Annotated in this window: 14 protein-coding genes and 1 tRNA gene; all 15 read right to left on the bottom strand. The window is 64.1% G+C overall.

What is annotated here, in order from left to right; genetic code table 11:
* Positions 1-139: 139 nt before the first annotated feature.
* Positions 140-216 (bottom strand) — tRNA-Met (locus R1L06_RS08425).
* Positions 217-343: 127 nt separating this feature from the next.
* A complete protein-coding gene (gene nuoN / locus R1L06_RS08420; protein WP_032128648.1) occupies positions 344-1804 on the bottom strand; it encodes an NADH-quinone oxidoreductase subunit NuoN in 1461 nt (486 codons plus the stop codon).
* 15 nt (positions 1805-1819) lie between these two features.
* Positions 1820-3328, bottom strand: a complete 1509-nt coding sequence (locus R1L06_RS08415; RefSeq protein ID WP_032128647.1) for an NADH-quinone oxidoreductase subunit M — start codon at positions 3326-3328, stop codon at positions 1820-1822.
* A 23-nt stretch (positions 3329-3351) separates the two neighbouring features.
* Entirely contained in the window at positions 3352-5529 is a 2178-nt protein-coding gene (gene nuoL, locus R1L06_RS08410) for an NADH-quinone oxidoreductase subunit L (RefSeq protein WP_182266468.1), read from the bottom strand.
* A gap of 7 nt (positions 5530-5536) precedes the next feature.
* Positions 5537-5842 (bottom strand): NADH-quinone oxidoreductase subunit NuoK, encoded by a 306-nt coding sequence (gene nuoK, locus R1L06_RS08405; protein ID WP_005417921.1) that lies wholly within the window; start codon positions 5840-5842, stop codon positions 5537-5539.
* Positions 5839-6495 carry an NADH-quinone oxidoreductase subunit J gene (locus tag R1L06_RS08400; protein ID WP_032128645.1) on the bottom strand — a complete coding sequence of 219 codons (657 nt, stop codon included), beginning with the start codon at positions 6493-6495 and terminating at the stop codon, positions 5839-5841. The genes nuoK and R1L06_RS08400 overlap by 4 nt, the downstream gene beginning before the upstream one ends.
* Positions 6496-6504: 9 nt before the next feature.
* Positions 6505-6993, bottom strand: a complete 489-nt coding sequence (nuoI, locus tag R1L06_RS08395) for an NADH-quinone oxidoreductase subunit NuoI (RefSeq protein ID WP_006381128.1) — start codon at positions 6991-6993, stop codon at positions 6505-6507.
* A gap of 3 nt (positions 6994-6996) precedes the next feature.
* Positions 6997-8091, bottom strand: coding sequence for an NADH-quinone oxidoreductase subunit NuoH (gene nuoH, locus R1L06_RS08390; protein ID WP_006381129.1), 1095 nt, complete (start codon positions 8089-8091; stop codon positions 6997-6999).
* On the bottom strand, positions 8088-10322 hold the full coding sequence (gene nuoG, locus R1L06_RS08385; RefSeq protein ID WP_006381130.1) for an NADH-quinone oxidoreductase subunit NuoG: 2235 nt from the start codon (positions 10320-10322) through the stop codon (positions 8088-8090). The genes nuoH and nuoG overlap by 4 nt, the downstream gene beginning before the upstream one ends.
* A complete protein-coding gene (gene nuoF / locus R1L06_RS08380; protein ID WP_317217437.1) occupies positions 10319-11659 on the bottom strand; it encodes an NADH-quinone oxidoreductase subunit NuoF in 1341 nt (446 codons plus the stop codon). The genes nuoG and nuoF overlap by 4 nt, the downstream gene beginning before the upstream one ends.
* Positions 11660-11663: 4 nt before the next feature.
* Positions 11664-12191, bottom strand: a complete 528-nt coding sequence (nuoE, locus tag R1L06_RS08375) for an NADH-quinone oxidoreductase subunit NuoE (protein WP_006381132.1) — start codon at positions 12189-12191, stop codon at positions 11664-11666.
* A gap of 97 nt (positions 12192-12288) precedes the next feature.
* Complete coding sequence (locus R1L06_RS08370) at positions 12289-13596, bottom strand: NADH-quinone oxidoreductase subunit D (RefSeq protein ID WP_006381133.1); 1308 nt, start codon at positions 13594-13596, stop codon at positions 12289-12291.
* On the bottom strand, positions 13593-14342 hold the full coding sequence (locus R1L06_RS08365; protein WP_125894344.1) for an NADH-quinone oxidoreductase subunit C: 750 nt from the start codon (positions 14340-14342) through the stop codon (positions 13593-13595). The genes R1L06_RS08370 and R1L06_RS08365 overlap by 4 nt, the downstream gene beginning before the upstream one ends.
* 33 nt (positions 14343-14375) lie before the next feature.
* Positions 14376-14930, bottom strand: a complete 555-nt coding sequence (locus R1L06_RS08360) for a NuoB/complex I 20 kDa subunit family protein (protein WP_005410463.1) — start codon at positions 14928-14930, stop codon at positions 14376-14378.
* A complete protein-coding gene (locus R1L06_RS08355; protein ID WP_008265012.1) occupies positions 14921-15277 on the bottom strand; it encodes an NADH-quinone oxidoreductase subunit A in 357 nt (118 codons plus the stop codon). The genes R1L06_RS08360 and R1L06_RS08355 overlap by 10 nt, the downstream gene beginning before the upstream one ends.
* Positions 15278-15332 lie beyond the last annotated feature (55 nt).

Genomic DNA, 15332 nt, shown 5'->3' with positions numbered 1-15332 from the left:
ACCTGCGACCTTCGGGTTATGAGCCCGACGAGCTGCCAGACTGCTCCACCCCGCATCAGAAGCGGAATTATGAGGGATAACTTCAAAACCTGCAAGCTTTTCCTCATTCATCGAACTGGTTGGCGCCGATTCGATGTGTTGGTAGCGGGGGCAGGATTTGAACCTGCGACCTTCGGGTTATGAGCCCGACGAGCTGCCAGACTGCTCCACCCCGCACCGGAAGTGTTTGAACTGCTGCCCTGCTCTTTCGAGGAGGACTACCGCAACGATGTTCTGGCTGAACCGCTGCAGTGACAACTCAGGCTGCGCATATTACACGAATCGCGCAGCTTTGTGTCAACTTTTATGCAAGATGCGCAAATGCCTGCTGGCACCAGACCATGATCGGGTTCCAGGCCAGGCCCAGCGCCAGCAGCGCCAGCGCGTTCACGCCCAGGACCAGGCCCAGCACGCGGTCGTTGCTGCGCGGCATGGCCTCGCCCACCGGCTCATCGAAGTACATGACCTTGATGACGCGCAGGTAGTAGAAGCAGCCGACCACGGCACACAGCACGCCGAGAATGGCCAGCCACAGCAGGCCACCGTTGACGGCCGCGCCCAGCACCGCCAGCTTGGTCCAGAAGCCCAGGAACGGCGGGATGCCGGCCAGCGACGCCATGATGCACAGCACCAGGCCGGCCATCCACGGGTTGCGGGCATTGAGGCCCTTGAAGTCTTCGATGTTCTCGGCTTCGAAGCCGGCACGCGACAGCGCGATGATCGCGCCGAAGGCGGCGGTCGACATGATGGCGTAGGCCAGTGCGTAGAACAGTGCGGCGGCATAGCCCTGCGAGCCGCCACCGGCAATGCCCATCAGCAGGAAGCCGATGTGCGAGACGGTGGAAAACGCCAGCATGCGCTTGAGGTTGCTCTGCGCGATGGCCATCAGGTTGCCGATGACCAGCGAGACTGCGGCCAGGCCGGCGATCAGCAGCTGCAGTTCGGTCGACAGCGGGCCCACGCCCATTTCCAGCAGGCGGTAGGCCATGCCGAAGGCGGCCAGCTTCGGCGCCGAGCTGATGAACAGTGCGATCGGTGCCGGGGCACCCTGGTACACGTCCGGCAGCCACATGTGGAACGGCGCGGCACCCAGCTTGAAGGCGACGCCGGCGATCATGAACACCGCACCGGTGATCAGCAGCACGCGCTCTTCCGAGTGCGGGATGGCCTCGCGGATGACGTCCAGATGGAGGCTGCCGGTGGCGCCGTAGATCAGCGACATGCCGTACAGCAGCAGGCCAGAAGCCAGCGACCCCAGCACGATGTACTTCATCGCCGCTTCCGAGGCCAGGCCGTTCTCACGGTTGCTGGCAACCAGCGCGTAGGAGCACAGCGCCAGCAGTTCCAGGCCCAGGTAGACCATCAGCAGGCTGCCCGCCGAGACCAGGATCATCATGCCGGCGGTGCCGAACAGGATCAGCACCGGGATCTCGCCCTGGAACAGGTTGCGGTCGCGCAGGTAGCGCCAGCCGTAGACCAGGGTCAGGCCGCTGAGCAGCACGATCCCGGTCTTCATCACGTCCGCGGCGGTATCACGCACGAACATGCCATGGAAGACCTCCCCCTGCCCGCCCACGCCGGTGGCCAGCATGAACAGCACCACGGCCAGCGCAGCGAGCGAGAACAGGTGGGTGACGATCTTGTTCCGGTTGCTGACGAACAGGTCGAGGATCATCAGGGCGAAGGCGCTGCCGATCAGCACCAGCTCGGGAGCGAGCGGTGGCAGGTCAGCGGCGGTCAATGGCAGCAGCGGCGAGGTGGTCATCATCAAATCCTGGAATTACAGCAGCTTGCTGGATGCGATCTGCATCGCCAGCTTCGCGATCGAGGGCTCCATCAGGTCGGTCAGCGGCTTGGGGTAGATGCCCAGGGCCAGCACGCCGATGGCGAACACGCCCAGCACCAGCCATTCGCGGCCGTTGATGTCCTTCAGTTCGGCAACATGGCTGTTGGCCACTTCACCGAAGAAGATGCGCTTGTACAGCCACAGGGTGTAGGCGGCGCCGATGATCAGGGTGGTGGCCGCGCCCAGCGCGATCCACGGATTACGCTGGAAGGCCGCGAGGATGACCATGAACTCGCCGACGAAACCGCTGGTGCCCGGCAGGCCTGCATTGGCCATGAAGAACAGCATGGCGAAGGTCGCAAACCAGGGCATCACGTTGACCACGCCGCCGTAATCGGCGATGCGGCGGCTGTGCATGCGGTCGTACAGCACGCCAACGCTGGAGAACATCGCACCGGACACGAAGCCGTGCGAGATCATCTGCACCATGGCGCCCTGCAGGCCCAGGCGTGCGGCATCGGCGTTGCCGGCTTCACGCACCAGCCACAACGCGATGAAGGTGCCCAGGGTGACGAAGCCCATGTGCGCGATCGACGAATAGGCGATCAGCTTCTTCATGTCGTCCTGCACCAGGGCGACGAGGCCGACGTAGATCACCGCGATCAGCGACAGCGCGATCACCAGCCACGCCCATTCCTGCGACGCGTCCGGGACGATCGGCAGGTTGAAGCGCAGGAAGCCGTAGCCACCGATCTTCAGGGCGATGGCGGCCAGGATCACCGAACCGGCGGTCGGCGCTTCCACGTGGGCATCCGGCAGCCAGGTGTGGACCGGGAACATCGGCACCTTGACCGCGAAGGCGATCAGGAAGGCGAAGAAGATCCAGGTCTGTTCCTTGGCCGACAGCGGCAGCGCGTACAGGTCCGCCAGCTGGAAGCTGCCGCCCTTCATGTACAGGTAGATCAGCGCCACCAGCATCAGCACCGAGCCGAGGAAGGTGTACAGGAAGAACTTCAGCGCGGCGTAGATGCGACGCGGGCCACCCCAGACACCGATGATCAGGAACATCGGGATCAGCATCGCCTCGAAGAACACGTAGAACAGCATCGCGTCCGTGGCCGAGAAGATACCGACCGTGACGCCTTCCAGGATCAGGAAGGCGGCCACGTACTGGTTAACGCGCTTGTCGATGGCGCTCCAGGCGCCGATCAGGGCAAGCACGCTGACCAGGGTAGTCAGCAGGATCAGCGCCACGGCGATGCCGTCCACGCCCAGGTTGTAGCCGATCTTGTACGCCGGGATCCAGGCATGGGTCTCGACGAACTGCAGACCATCGATGCCCGCGTTGTAGCCGCTCAGCAGCGAGAGGCTCGCCACGAACGTCAGTACCGCTACGCCCAGCGACGCCCAGCGGGCGGTCTGCGCATCACGGATCGCAAGGATCAGGGCACCACCGATGATCGGCAGCCAGATGAGGACACTGAGTAGAGGCCAGTTCGACACGTCTTCTTATTCCGTACAGGTCATCAACGCAGGTAATGCATCAGCACGCCCAGAAGGGCAATCAGGCCGATGATCATCGCGAAGGCGTAGTGATAGAGGAAACCGGATTGGGTACGACGCAGCACGCCGGCTGCGACGTCCACAACACGTGCCGAAAGATTGACCACGCCGTCGACGATGTTGCTGTCGATCCAGCGTGCGACCTTGCCCAGCTTGACGCTGCCACCGGCAAAGCCATCGATCCACAGCTTGTCGAAGCCGTACTTGTTTTCCAGCACCGACACCAGCGGAGCGAAGGTCTTGCGCGCCTTGCCCGACAGGTCCGGCTTCCACAGGTAGAACAGCGCAGCCAGCAGGAAGCCCGCCAGGGTCAGCCAGAACGGCGGCAGCATCATGCCGTGCAGCGCGAACGCCACCGGCCCGTGGAACTCTTCGCCCAGGAAGGCAACGGTGTTCTTGGCCGGATCGTAGAAATCGACGATGCCAGTGAAGAACGTGTTGACCTGGCCCTTGATTGCGTCGTGTGCATGGTGGCCGGCCCAGTCGGTGCCGTGCAGCATCGGACCGATGCTGAAGAAACCGATGGCGATCGACGGGATGGCCAGCAAGATCAGCGGCAGGGTCACCACCCACGGGGTTTCGTGCGGCTCATGCGGACCGTGGCCATGGCCGTGGTCGTCATGGTGCGCGTCCCCATGATGGGCATCAGCAGGGTGCGCATCTGCGGCGTGGTGATCGTCATGGGCGTGGCCGTGATCATCATGCGCGTCGCGGAAGCGCTCCTTGCCGTGGAAGGTCAGGAACAGCAGGCGGAAGCTGTAGAAGCTGGTCACCAGCACGCCACCCAGCACTGCCCAGTAGCCATAGGTGGCCACCCAGCTGTTCTGCATGTGGGCGTGGATCTCGGCCGCCTCGATGATGGTGTCCTTCGAGTAGAAGCCGGAGAAGAACGGCGTACCGACCAGGGCCAGGGTACCGATCCACATGGTGACGAAGGTGATCGGCATGTACTTGCGCAGGCCGCCCATCTTGCGCATGTCCTGCTCGTGGTGCATCGCGATGATGACCGAGCCGGCACCCAGGAACAGCAGCGCCTTGAAGAAGGCGTGGGTCATCAGGTGGAACACGGCGGCCGAGTACGCCGACACGCCCAGTGCAACCGTCATGTAGCCCAGCTGGGACAGCGTGGAGTACGCGACGACGCGCTTGATGTCGTTCTGCACGATGCCGATCAGGCCGGTGAAGAACGCGGTGGTGGCACCGATGAACAGGATGAAGTTCAGCGCGGTCTGCGACAGCTCGAACAGCGGCGACATGCGGGTGACCATGAAGATACCGGCGGTCACCATCGTCGCGGCGTGGATCAGTGCCGAGATCGGGGTCGGGCCTTCCATCGAGTCCGGCAGCCACACGTGCAGCGGGACCTGGGCCGACTTGCCCATGGCACCGATGAACAGGCAGATGCAGATGACGGTGGCGATCGACCAGATCACCGGCTCGTTCAGCAGCTGCATGCCGAACATGGTGCCGTCCCAGATCTGCAGCTGGGCGCGCGGGTCAGCCAGCATGCCGGCCTGCGAGAACACCTGCGAGTAGTCCAGTGTGCCGAACACCCACAGCACGCCGGCGATACCTAGCAGGAAGCCGAAGTCACCAACGCGATTGACCAGGAACGCCTTCATGTTGGCGAAGATCGCAGTCGGGCGCTTGAACCAGAAGCCGATCAGCAGGTACGACACCAGGCCCACCGCTTCCCAGCCGAAGAACAGCTGCAGGAAGTTGTTGCTCATCACCAGGGTGAGCATCGAGAAGGTGAACAGCGAGATGTAGCTGAAGAACCGCTGGTAGCCCGGATCGTCCTGCATGTAGCCGATCGTGTAGATGTGGACCAGCAGCGACACGAAGGTCACCACCACCATCATCATCGCGGTCAGCTTGTCGACCATGAAACCGACGTGGGCCGAGTACTGGCCGACTTCGAAGAACGTGTAGATGTTCTGGTTGAACGGCTGCGCGCCGCCCCACAGCAACTGGTAGAGCGTGTACATCGACAGGCCGCAGGCAACCGCGACGCCGAGGATGGTGATGGTCTGCGCGCCGAAGCGCTTGACCTGGCGACCGAACAGGCCGGCGATGATGCTGCCGAACAGCGGTGCAAGCACCACTGCGATCAACAGACTCTTGGAGAGAGTGATTTCCATCTGTGGATCAGCCCTTCAACGAATCGACTTCGCCGACATTGATCGTGCGGCGGGTACGGAACAGGGTCACCAGGATCGCCAGGCCGATGGCGGCTTCCGCGGCGGCGACGGTCAGGATGAAGAACACGAACAGCTGGCCGGACGGATCGCCCAGCTGACGCGAGAAGCCGACGAAGTTGATGTTCACCGACAGCAGCATCAGTTCGATCGACATCAGCAGGACGATGACGTTCTTCCGGTTGAGGAAGATGCCGGCCAGGCTGATGGCGAACAGCACCGCGCCCAGCGCAAGGATGTGGCCAAGGGTAATCACGGCTGGGTCTCCTCGCCGGCGGCCGGCTTGCTGTTGCTGTGCACGACCGGCGCTTCGGCGCCCATCTTGACCATGCGCAGGCGCTGGCCGGCCTTGACCATGGTCTGCTCGCCCGGGTTCTGGCTCTTCACGCCGGTACGGCGGCGCAAGGTCAGCATCACGGCGGCAACCACGGCCACGGTCAGGATGACGGCGGCGAACTCGAACGGCAGCAGGTACTCGGTGAACAGCGTACGCGCCAGCCAGGTGACGTTGGAGCTGTCGGCAGCGACCGCAGCGGCGTTGTCGGCCGGGAACGGGTTGACCGCCCTGCCCTTCACGCCGATCAGGATCAGCATCTGCACCAGCATCGCCACGGCAACAATGAGACCGACTGGCAGGTAGCGGACCCAGCCCTCACGCAGCTTGGTGGGGTCGATGTCGAGCATCATCACCACGAACAGGAACAGCACCATCACCGCGCCGACGTAGACCAGCACCAGCGCCACGCCGAGGAACTCGGCGCCGACCAGCAGCCACACGCAGGCAATGGAGAAGAAGGTCAGCACCAGGCAGAGCACGGCGTGAACCGGGTTGCGCACGCTGATCACCGCACCGGCCGAAACCGTTGCCGCGATGGCGAACACCCAGAAAGCGATATTTACCCAATCCATCTCTCGACCTCAGCGGTAAGCGGCATCGGCGGCACGACGCTCGGCGATCTCGGACTCGAGACGGTCGCCCAGGGCCAGCAGCTGCGGCTTGGTAACGATGTTTTCGCCACGATTCTCGAAGTGATACTCGAGGATGTGGGTTTCGACGATCGAGTCCACCGGGCAGCTTTCTTCGCAGAAGCCGCAGAAGATGCACTTGAACAGATCGATGTCATAGCGCGTGGTACGGCGGGTGCCGTCTTCGCGCTTGGCCGAGTCGATGGTGATGGCCAATGCAGGGCACACCGCTTCGCACAGCTTGCAGGCGATGCAGCGCTCTTCACCGTTGGGGTAACGGCGCAGGGCGTGCAGGCCACGGAAGCGCGGCGACTGCGGGAACTTCTCCATCGGGTACATCATCGTGTACTTGGGCTTGAAGCTGTACTTCAGCGTCAGCCAAAGGCCGCCCAGCAGTTCGAGCAGCAGCAGGCTCTTGAAGTAATGGGTAATCCTGTTCATCACTTAGACGCCCTTTTGAATCACGCCGAAGAACACCATGACGGCGGTAACCGCGATCCACAGAATGGCCAGCGGGATGAAGACCTTCCAGCCCAGGCGCATGATCTGGTCATAGCGGAAGCGCGGGAAGCTGGCACGGAACCAGATGTAGGCACTGGCGAAGAAGAACACCTTGACGAACAGCCACGGTGCACCGCCCTTCCAGATCCAGTCGACCAGCGGCGAGACGTCGCCGAAGTTGACCCAGCCCTGGATGGGGCTCAGCCAGCCGCCGAGGAAGAAGATCGAGATCAGGAAGCTGATCAGGATCATGTTGGCGTATTCGGCCAGGAAGAACAGTGCGAACGCACCGCCCGAGTACTCAACCATGTGGCCAGCGACGATTTCCGATTCACCTTCCACCACGTCGAACGGCGCGCGGTTGGTTTCGGCAACGCCCGACACCCAGTAGATGACGAACAGCGGGAACAGCGGCAGCAGGAACCAGTCGAAGAAACCGGAATTGCCGGCCTGCGCCATCACGATGTTGCTCAGGTTCAGGCTGCCCGACGCGATCATCACGCCGACCAGGGCGAAGCCCATGGCGATTTCGTAGCTGATCATCTGCGCCGAGGCGCGCATCGCACCCAGGAACGCATACTTCGAGTTGGATGCCCAACCGGCCAGGATGATGCCGTAGATGCCCAGCGAGGTCATCGCCAGCAGGTACAGCAGGCCGGCGTTGGCGTTGGACAGCACGATCTGCGAATCGAAGGGGACCACCGACCAGGCCGCGAAGGCCGGGGCCAGGGTGATCAGCGGGGCGAGCAGGTAGATCGCCTTGTTGGCGCTGCTCGGCTGGACCACTTCCTTGAACAGCAGCTTGAAGACGTCGGCGAAGGCCTGGAAGATGCCCATGCCCACGTACATCGGGCCGTGGCGGACGTGCATCCAGCCGATCAGCTTGCGTTCCCAGACCACGTAGAAGGCCACCGAGATGATCACCGGAACGGTGATCACCAGGATCTTCAGGATGATCCAGATCAGCGCGCCGATGTCACCAAGGCCAAGCAGCCACTGGTGCAGCGGATCGACCGCGTTCAACAGCAATTCGTTCATGCAGCCACCACCGTTACGCGAGCGGCACCCAGCGGCGCGGTCGCGCCGTGGCCCGATTCAATCCAGACCGAACCCGCAGCGACGCGGGCGTCGATCACCACCGGCAGGGTGGCCTTGCCGGCATCGGTGCCGACCTTGGCCATCTGCCCTTCCTGCAGCTGCAGGCGAGCGGCATCTTCAGCGTTCAGCACGATGCGCGGGGCGTTGTTGAGCGGATGCGACTGCAGCGCCGGGGCGCGACGGACCACCGCATCGGTGCGGTAGATCGCGGCGGTCGAAGCCACTTCCAGGCCTTCGCCGGCAACCACCGGCTGTGCCGAGGCGGCAACGGCGACCGACACCGGGGCCAGGCTGGCGCGCAGGCCGGCCAGGTCGGTGAAGTCGAAACCGGCTACCGCCAGCTCACCGCCCAGGGCGCGCAGCACGCGCCAGCCCTCACGGGCCTCGCCCGGCAGCTTGCCGCCGGCACGCGCCGACTGCTCGCGACCATCGAGGTTGGTCAGGGTGGCGTCGATTTCCGGCAGCGCACCGATCGGCAGGATCACGTCGGCAACGTCGCGGGTGGAGACGCAGGCGAACTGGCTGAAGGCCACCACCTTGGCGCCGACCAGCGCCTTGCGCGCGGCGGGGGCGTCGGCGAAGTCCAGACCCGGCTCCAGGCCGTACACCACGTAGGCCTGGCGCGGCTGCGCCAGCATTGCGGCGACGTCCTTGCCGGCCGGCAGCACGCCTGCGCGGGTCAGGCCAACGGCGTTGGCACCCTGCGGGATGCGGCACAGCTTGGCACCGGTCGCAGCGGCGAAGTCACGCGCGGCGGCGCGGATCGCGGCAGCCTGCGGATGGTTTTCGGCAATGCCACCGACGATCAGCACGGTGTTGTTGCCGCCCTGCACCGCCGAACGCAGCTCGGCGTTGGCCAGCGCGTCGACGAACTTCGACGGCGCGACGATCTGCTTGCCGGCGATGCTGAAGGCGAAGTCGAAGTCCACCGGGTTGACGACGTGGATCTTCGCGCCGTTGGTGGTCTGCGCCTTGCGCAGGCGGGCGTGCAGCAGCGGCAGTTCGTGGCGGATGTTGCTGCCCAGAACGACGATGCGGTCGGCGCCTTCGATCTCGGCCAGCGGCAGGCCGAACACTTCGGCGGTTGCGGCGTCGGAGAAATCGCGGTTGTTGATGCGGTGGTCGATGTTGCTCGAGCCCAGGCCCTTGGCCAGGCGGGCCAGCAGCGCGCCTTCCTCGTTCGAGGTGGACGGGTGCACCAGCACGCCCAGGTTGTCGCCCTGGTTGGCCTTGAGGATCTCGGCGGCCGCGGCCAGGCCTTCGGCCCAGCTCACTTCCTTCCACTCGCCATTGACCTTGCGCAGCGGCTTGACCGCACGGTCTTCGCTGTACAGACCCTGGTGCGAGTAGCGGTCACGGTCGGACAGCCAGCACTCGTTCACGGCTTCGTTGTCGCGCGGCACGGTGCGCAGCACTTCGCCGCGACGCACGTGCAGGAACAGGTTCGAACCCATCGCGTCGTGGTAGCCCAGCGATTCGCGCGCGGTCAGTTCCCACGGGCGGGCGCGGAACTGGAACACCTTGTTGGTCAGCGCGCCAACCGGGCAGACGTCGACGACGTTGCCGGACAGCTCGGTGGTCAGCGGCTTGCCGTCGAAGGTACCGATCTGCAGGTTCTCACCGCGGTACATGCCACCCAGCTCGTAGGTACCGGCAACGTCGGCGGTGAAGCGGACGCAGCGGGTGCACTGGATGCAGCGGGTCATCTCGGTGGCGACCAGCGGGCCCATGTCCTCGTCCGGCACCACGCGCTTGCGCTCGTTGAAGCGGCTGACCGAACGGCCATAGCCCAGCGACACGTCCTGCAGCTCGCACTCGCCGCCCTGATCGCAGATCGGGCAGTCCAGCGGGTGGTTGATGAGCAGGAACTCCATCACCGAGCGCTGGAACTTCAGTGCCTTCTCGCTGCGGGTGGCGACCTTCATGCCATCCATCACCGGGGTGGCGCAGGCCGGCGCCGGCTTCGGCGACTTTTCCACGTCCACCAGGCACATGCGGCAGTTGGCGGCGATCGGCAGCTTCTCGTGGTAGCAGAAGCGCGGAATCGAAATGCCGGCCTTGTCGGCCGCCTGGATGATCATCGAACCCTTGGGCACGACCAGCGACTTGCCATCGATTTCGATGGTCACGTGATCCGGTGGCACGTTCGGGTTTACGGGTTGCGCGCTCATGCGGCGGCTGCCTCCACCTTCTTGCCGTCAACCATCGAATGACCGTTGACGATGTAGTACTCGAATTCGTCCCAGAACTGGCGCAGGAAGCCCTGGATGGGCCATGCAGCCGCTTCACCGAACGCACAGATGGTGTGGCCTTCGATCTGGCCGGCCACCGCCTTCAGCTGGTGCAGGTCTTCCATCGTAGCCTTGCCGGCGACGATGCGCTCCAGCACGCGGTGCATCCAGCCGGTGCCTTCACGGCAGGGGGTGCACTGGCCGCACGATTCCTTGTGGAAGAACTGGCTGATGCGGCAGGCGAACTTGACGCAGCAGACGCTGTCGTCGAGCACCACGATCGCACCCGAACCCAGGCCGGAGCCCAGCGCACGGATGGTGTCGTAGTCCATCGGCAGATCCTGCAGCTCGGCCGCGGTCAGTACCGGCATCGACACGCCGCCCGGGATCGCGCCCTTGAGGGTACTGCCCGGACGCAGGCCACCGGCCATTTCCAGCAGGTCGTGGAACTTGGTGCCCAGCGGCACTTCGAAGTTGCCGCCGTTCTGCACGCAGCCGGACACCGAGAAGCACTTCGGACCGCCGTTGGCGGTCAGGCTCAGGCCCTTGAACCACTCCGGACCGTTGCGGATGATCGCCGGCACCGAACCGTAGGTTTCGGTGTTGTTGATCGTCGACGGCTTGCCGTACAGGCCGAAGTTGGCCGGGAACGGCGGCTTGTAGCGCGGCTGGCCCTTCTTGCCTTCCAGCGATTCCATCAGCGCGGTTTCTTCGCCGCAGATGTACGCGCCGGCGCCCAGCGCACCGTAGATGTCGATGTCCACGCCCGAGCCCATCACGTTCTTGCCCAGCCAGCCATTTGCATAGGCGTCGGCCAGGGCCTGCTCGAAGTGCTCGAACGGCTCGTGGTGGAACTCACCGCGCAGGTAGTTGTAACCCACTGTCGAACCGGTGGCGTAGCAGGCGATCGCCATGCCTTCCACCACCGAATGCGGGTTGTAGCGCAGGATGTCGCGATCCTTGCAGGTGCCCGGCTCGGATTCGTCCGAGTTGCAGAGGATGTACTTCTGCATGTTGCCCTTGGGCATGAAGGACCACTTCAGGCCGGTCGGGAAGCCTGCGCCACCGCGGCCACGCAGGCCCGAGGCCTTGACCATCTCGATGACCTGCTCCGGCGGGATCTTCTCTTCGAGGATCTTGCGCAGGGCGGCGTAGCCACCGGTCTTCAGGTAGCTTTCGTACGACCACGGGGTGTCGTAATGCAGGGTGGTGTAGACCACCTGGTGCGGCAGCGGCGCGGGGCCGACCGGACCCTTGGATTCGTGGTGATGTGCCATGCCCTTACTCCAGCCCGTCCAGCAGCTCGTCGACCTTTTCCAGGGTCAGACGCTCATGGTAGTGACCGTTGATGACCATCATCGGCGCGCCGCCACAACCGGCCAGGCACTCTTCCTCGCGCTTGAGGTAGACGCGGCCGTCCGGGGTCGATTCACCGTGCTTGATGCCCAGCTTCTTCTCGCAATGGCGGACGATGTCCTCGGCGCCATTGAGCCAGCAGCTGATGTTGGTGCAGATGGCCACGTTGTTGCGGCCCACCTTCTCGGTCTCGAACATCGAGTAGAAGCTGGCGACCTCGTAGGCCCACACCGGCGGCAGGTCGAGGTACTTGGCCACGCCGGCGATCAGTTCGTCGGTCAGCCAGCCCTCGTTCTGCTCCTGGGCCGCATGCAGGCCCTGCAGCACGGCAGAGCGCTTGCGGTCCGGCGGGAACTTGGACAGCCAGTGATCGATGTGAGCGCGGGTCTTGTCGCTCAGCACCACCATCGGGTCGACGTCGCGCGCCGCCTCGAAATTACCTGTCGCCTTCATCGGCCGACCTCAGCGAAATGCATAACGTGAAATTCCAGAAACTGCGGCGCCGGCTTGCGCCGGCTGCCTGCAGCGGGCGTTGGCGTGGCGGACGGCATTACCGGTCAACCTCGCCGAACACCAAGTCGTAGGTACCGATCATCGCCACCACGTCGGCCAGCATGTGGCCGCGCACGATCGAATCGATCGAGGACAGGTGGGCGAAGCCCGGTGCGCGCAGGTGCACGCGGAACGGCTTGTTGGCGCCGTCGGAAACCAGGTAGCAGCCGAACTCGCCCTTGGGCGCTTCCACTGCAGCGTAGGTTTCACCGGCCGGCACGCAATAGCCTTCGCTGAACAGCTTGAAGTGGTGGATCAGCGCTTCCATGTCGTCCTTCATGTCCTCGCGCTTGGGCGGAGCGACCTTGAAGTTCTTGACCATGACCGGGCCGGGGTTGGCCTTCAGCCAAGCCACGCACTGCTTGATGATGCGGTTGGACTCGCGCATTTCGGCAACGCGGACCAGGTAGCGGTCGTAGCAGTCGCCTTCCTTGCCCAGCGGGATGTCGAAATCGACGGCATCGTACTTGGCATACGGACGCTTCTTGCGCAGGTCCCAGGCGATGCCCGAGCCGCGCAGCATCACGCCGGTCATGCCCCACTGGTGGGCCAGTTCCGGAGTGACCACGCCGATGCCGACGGTACGCTGCTTCCAGATACGGTTGTCGGTCAGCAGGGTCTCGTATTCGTCGACGCGACCCGGGAATTCGTTGGTGAAGTTCTCCAGGAAGTCCAGCAGCGAGCCTTCACGCGAAGCATTGAGCTGCTTCAGCGCCTTGCCCTTGTGCCAGCGCGATTCCTTGTACTTCGGCATGTGGTCCGGCAGATCGCGGTAGACACCGCCCGGACGGTAGTACGCCGCGTGCATGCGCGCGCCGGAGACCGCTTCGTAGCAGTCCATCAGCTCTTCGCGCTCGCGGAAGGCGTACAGCATCACCGCCATCGCACCCAGGTCGAGCGCGTTGGAACCCAGCCACATCAGGTGGTTGAGGATGCGGGTGATTTCGTCGTACATGGTGCGGATGTACTGCGCACGCTCCGGCGCTTCGATGCCCATCAGGGTCTCGATCGCGCGCACGTAGGCGTGCTCGTTGCACATCATCGACACGTAATCCAGGCGATCCATGTAGCCGATCGACTGGTTGAACGGCTTGGACTCGGCCAGCTTTTCGGTACCACGGTGCAGCAGACCCACGTGCGGGTCGGCGCGCATGATGGTTTCGCCGTCCATTTCCAGGATCAGGCGCAGCACACCGTGCGCGGCCGGATGCTGCGGGCCGAAGTTCATGGTGTAGTTGCGGATTTCCTGCCGGCTTTCGGCGGCGTTGCTGGCGAAGGCTTCGCCGGCCTGGTGTACGTGGCTCACTTCACTGCCTCCTGCGCGCGCTCACCTTCTGCGGTCTGCAGACGGGCGTCGTCGCGGATCACGCGCGGCACGCCGACACGCGGCTCCACCGAGGTGACCGGTTCGTAGATCACGCGCTTCTTTTCTTCGTCGTAGCGGACTTCGACATTGCCGATCAGCGGGAAGTCCTTGCGGAACGGATGGCCGACGAAACCGTAGTCGGTCAGGATCCGGCGCAGGTCCGGGTGGCCTTCGAAGATCACGCCGTACAGGTCGAACGCTTCGCGCTCGAACCAGTTCAGGCCCGGCCAGATGCCGGTCAGCGAGGACACCACCGGCAGCGCTTCGTCAGGGGCGAAGCAGCGCAGGTGCATCATCAGGTTGTGCTGGTACGAACGCAGCTGGGCGACCACGGCGAAACGCTGGGTCGGCATGTGCTGCGGGCGGGCACCGTCGGCACCGTTTTCCTCGCTGGGGAACTCGCCCCACGCGAAACGGCCCTGGGCCTTGCCTTCGACGCCACGGCTGAAGCCCTGCGAGGACACGTCGGCGGTGTCCCATTCGTCGGAGCCATAACCGAGGTAGTCGACGCCGCAGAGATCCACGGCCTGCTCGAAACCAAACTCGTCACGCAGCGCCAGGGCGGTGGCGTGCCACTCGGCGGCAGGCACTTCCAGCGTCACTTCGCCGCGGGGTTCGACCACGATGACCTTCGCACCTGCGAAACGTGCGGAGAGTCGGTCGATGAAGGATGCTTGCTCTGCCATGGGGGCTTGGCGCGCTCTTGTCAGGTGAAGGGGTCAGCGGGCGATGGTCTGTGTACGCCAGATCTTCTTCTGCAGCTGCAGGATCCCGTACACCAGCGCCTCGGCGGTCGGCGGGCAGCCCGGGACGTAGACGTCCACCGGCACCACGCGATCACAGCCGCGCACCACAGAATAGGAGTAGTGGTAATAGCCGCCACCATTGGCGCAGCTACCCATCGAGATGACCCACTTCGGGTCCGGCATCTGGTCGTAGACCTTGCGCAGCGCCGGGGCCATCTTGTTGACCAGGGTACCGGCCACGATCATCACGTCGGACTGACGCGGCGACGGGCGGAACACCACGCCGTAGCGGTCAAGGTCCAGGCGCGCGGCGCCGGCATGCATCATCTCGACCGCGCAGCAGGCCAGACCGAAGGTCATCGGCCACATCGAGCCGGTGCGCGCCCAGTTCAGCAGTGCATCGACGCTGGTGGTGACGAAGCCCTTTTCCAGCAGCGGGTTGTCGCCTTCCGGCCGCAGGATGTCATCAACCCGGCCTTCCGGCGTGGGGTTGTTCATGAGGCCATCGAGAGTCTGAATCACTCCCATTCCAGCGCTCCCTTCTTCCAGACGTAAATGAAACCGAGGAACAGCATGCCGACGAACAGGCCCATGGTGATGAGCGAACGGGCACCCAGCTCCATGAAGACCTGGGTCCACGGCACGATGAAGATGATTTCCAGGTCGAAGACGATGAACTGGATCGCGATCAGGTAGTAGCGCACGTCGAACTTCATGCGCGCGTCTTCGAAGGCCTCGAAGCCGCACTCGTACGGCGACAGCTTTTCCAGATCGGGGCGGCGGGGACCGAGGAATCGACCAACCAGCATCAGCGTAATGCCGATACCGGTGGCAACGATCAGAAACAGCAGAGACGGCAAATATTCGGCCAGCACAGCGATTCTCTCTTGCCTCTGCCGCCGCGCCTGCAGGCGCTTTGGCATGGGGGAG

It is taken from the genome of Stenotrophomonas mexicanensis, assembly GCF_032911605.1.
Lineage (GTDB): Bacteria > Pseudomonadota > Gammaproteobacteria > Xanthomonadales > Xanthomonadaceae > Stenotrophomonas > Stenotrophomonas maltophilia_A.
This window is presented reverse-complemented; position numbering and strand designations above follow the sequence as displayed.

What these genes read in the sequence shown, in the direction of transcription:
- nuoN (WP_032128648.1), bottom strand. Translation starts at nt 1,804, where the DNA reads ATGACCACCTCGCCGCTGCTGCCATTGACCGCCGCTGACCTGCCACCG.
- nuoL (WP_182266468.1), bottom strand. Translation starts at nt 5,529, where the DNA reads ATGGAAATCACTCTCTCCAAGAGTCTGTTGATCGCAGTGGTGCTTGCA.
- R1L06_RS08400 (WP_032128645.1), bottom strand. Translation starts at nt 6,495, where the DNA reads ATGGATTGGGTAAATATCGCTTTCTGGGTGTTCGCCATCGCGGCAACG.
- nuoI (WP_006381128.1), bottom strand. Translation starts at nt 6,993, where the DNA reads ATGAACAGGATTACCCATTACTTCAAGAGCCTGCTGCTGCTCGAACTG.
- nuoH (WP_006381129.1), bottom strand. Translation starts at nt 8,091, where the DNA reads ATGAACGAATTGCTGTTGAACGCGGTCGATCCGCTGCACCAGTGGCTG.
- nuoG (WP_006381130.1), bottom strand. Translation starts at nt 10,322, where the DNA reads ATGAGCGCGCAACCCGTAAACCCGAACGTGCCACCGGATCACGTGACC.
- nuoF (WP_317217437.1), bottom strand. Translation starts at nt 11,659, where the DNA reads ATGGCACATCACCACGAATCCAAGGGTCCGGTCGGCCCCGCGCCGCTG.
- nuoE (WP_006381132.1), bottom strand. Translation starts at nt 12,191, where the DNA reads ATGAAGGCGACAGGTAATTTCGAGGCGGCGCGCGACGTCGACCCGATG.
- R1L06_RS08365 (WP_125894344.1), bottom strand. Translation starts at nt 14,342, where the DNA reads ATGGCAGAGCAAGCATCCTTCATCGACCGACTCTCCGCACGTTTCGCA.
- R1L06_RS08360 (WP_005410463.1), bottom strand. Translation starts at nt 14,930, where the DNA reads ATGGGAGTGATTCAGACTCTCGATGGCCTCATGAACAACCCCACGCCG.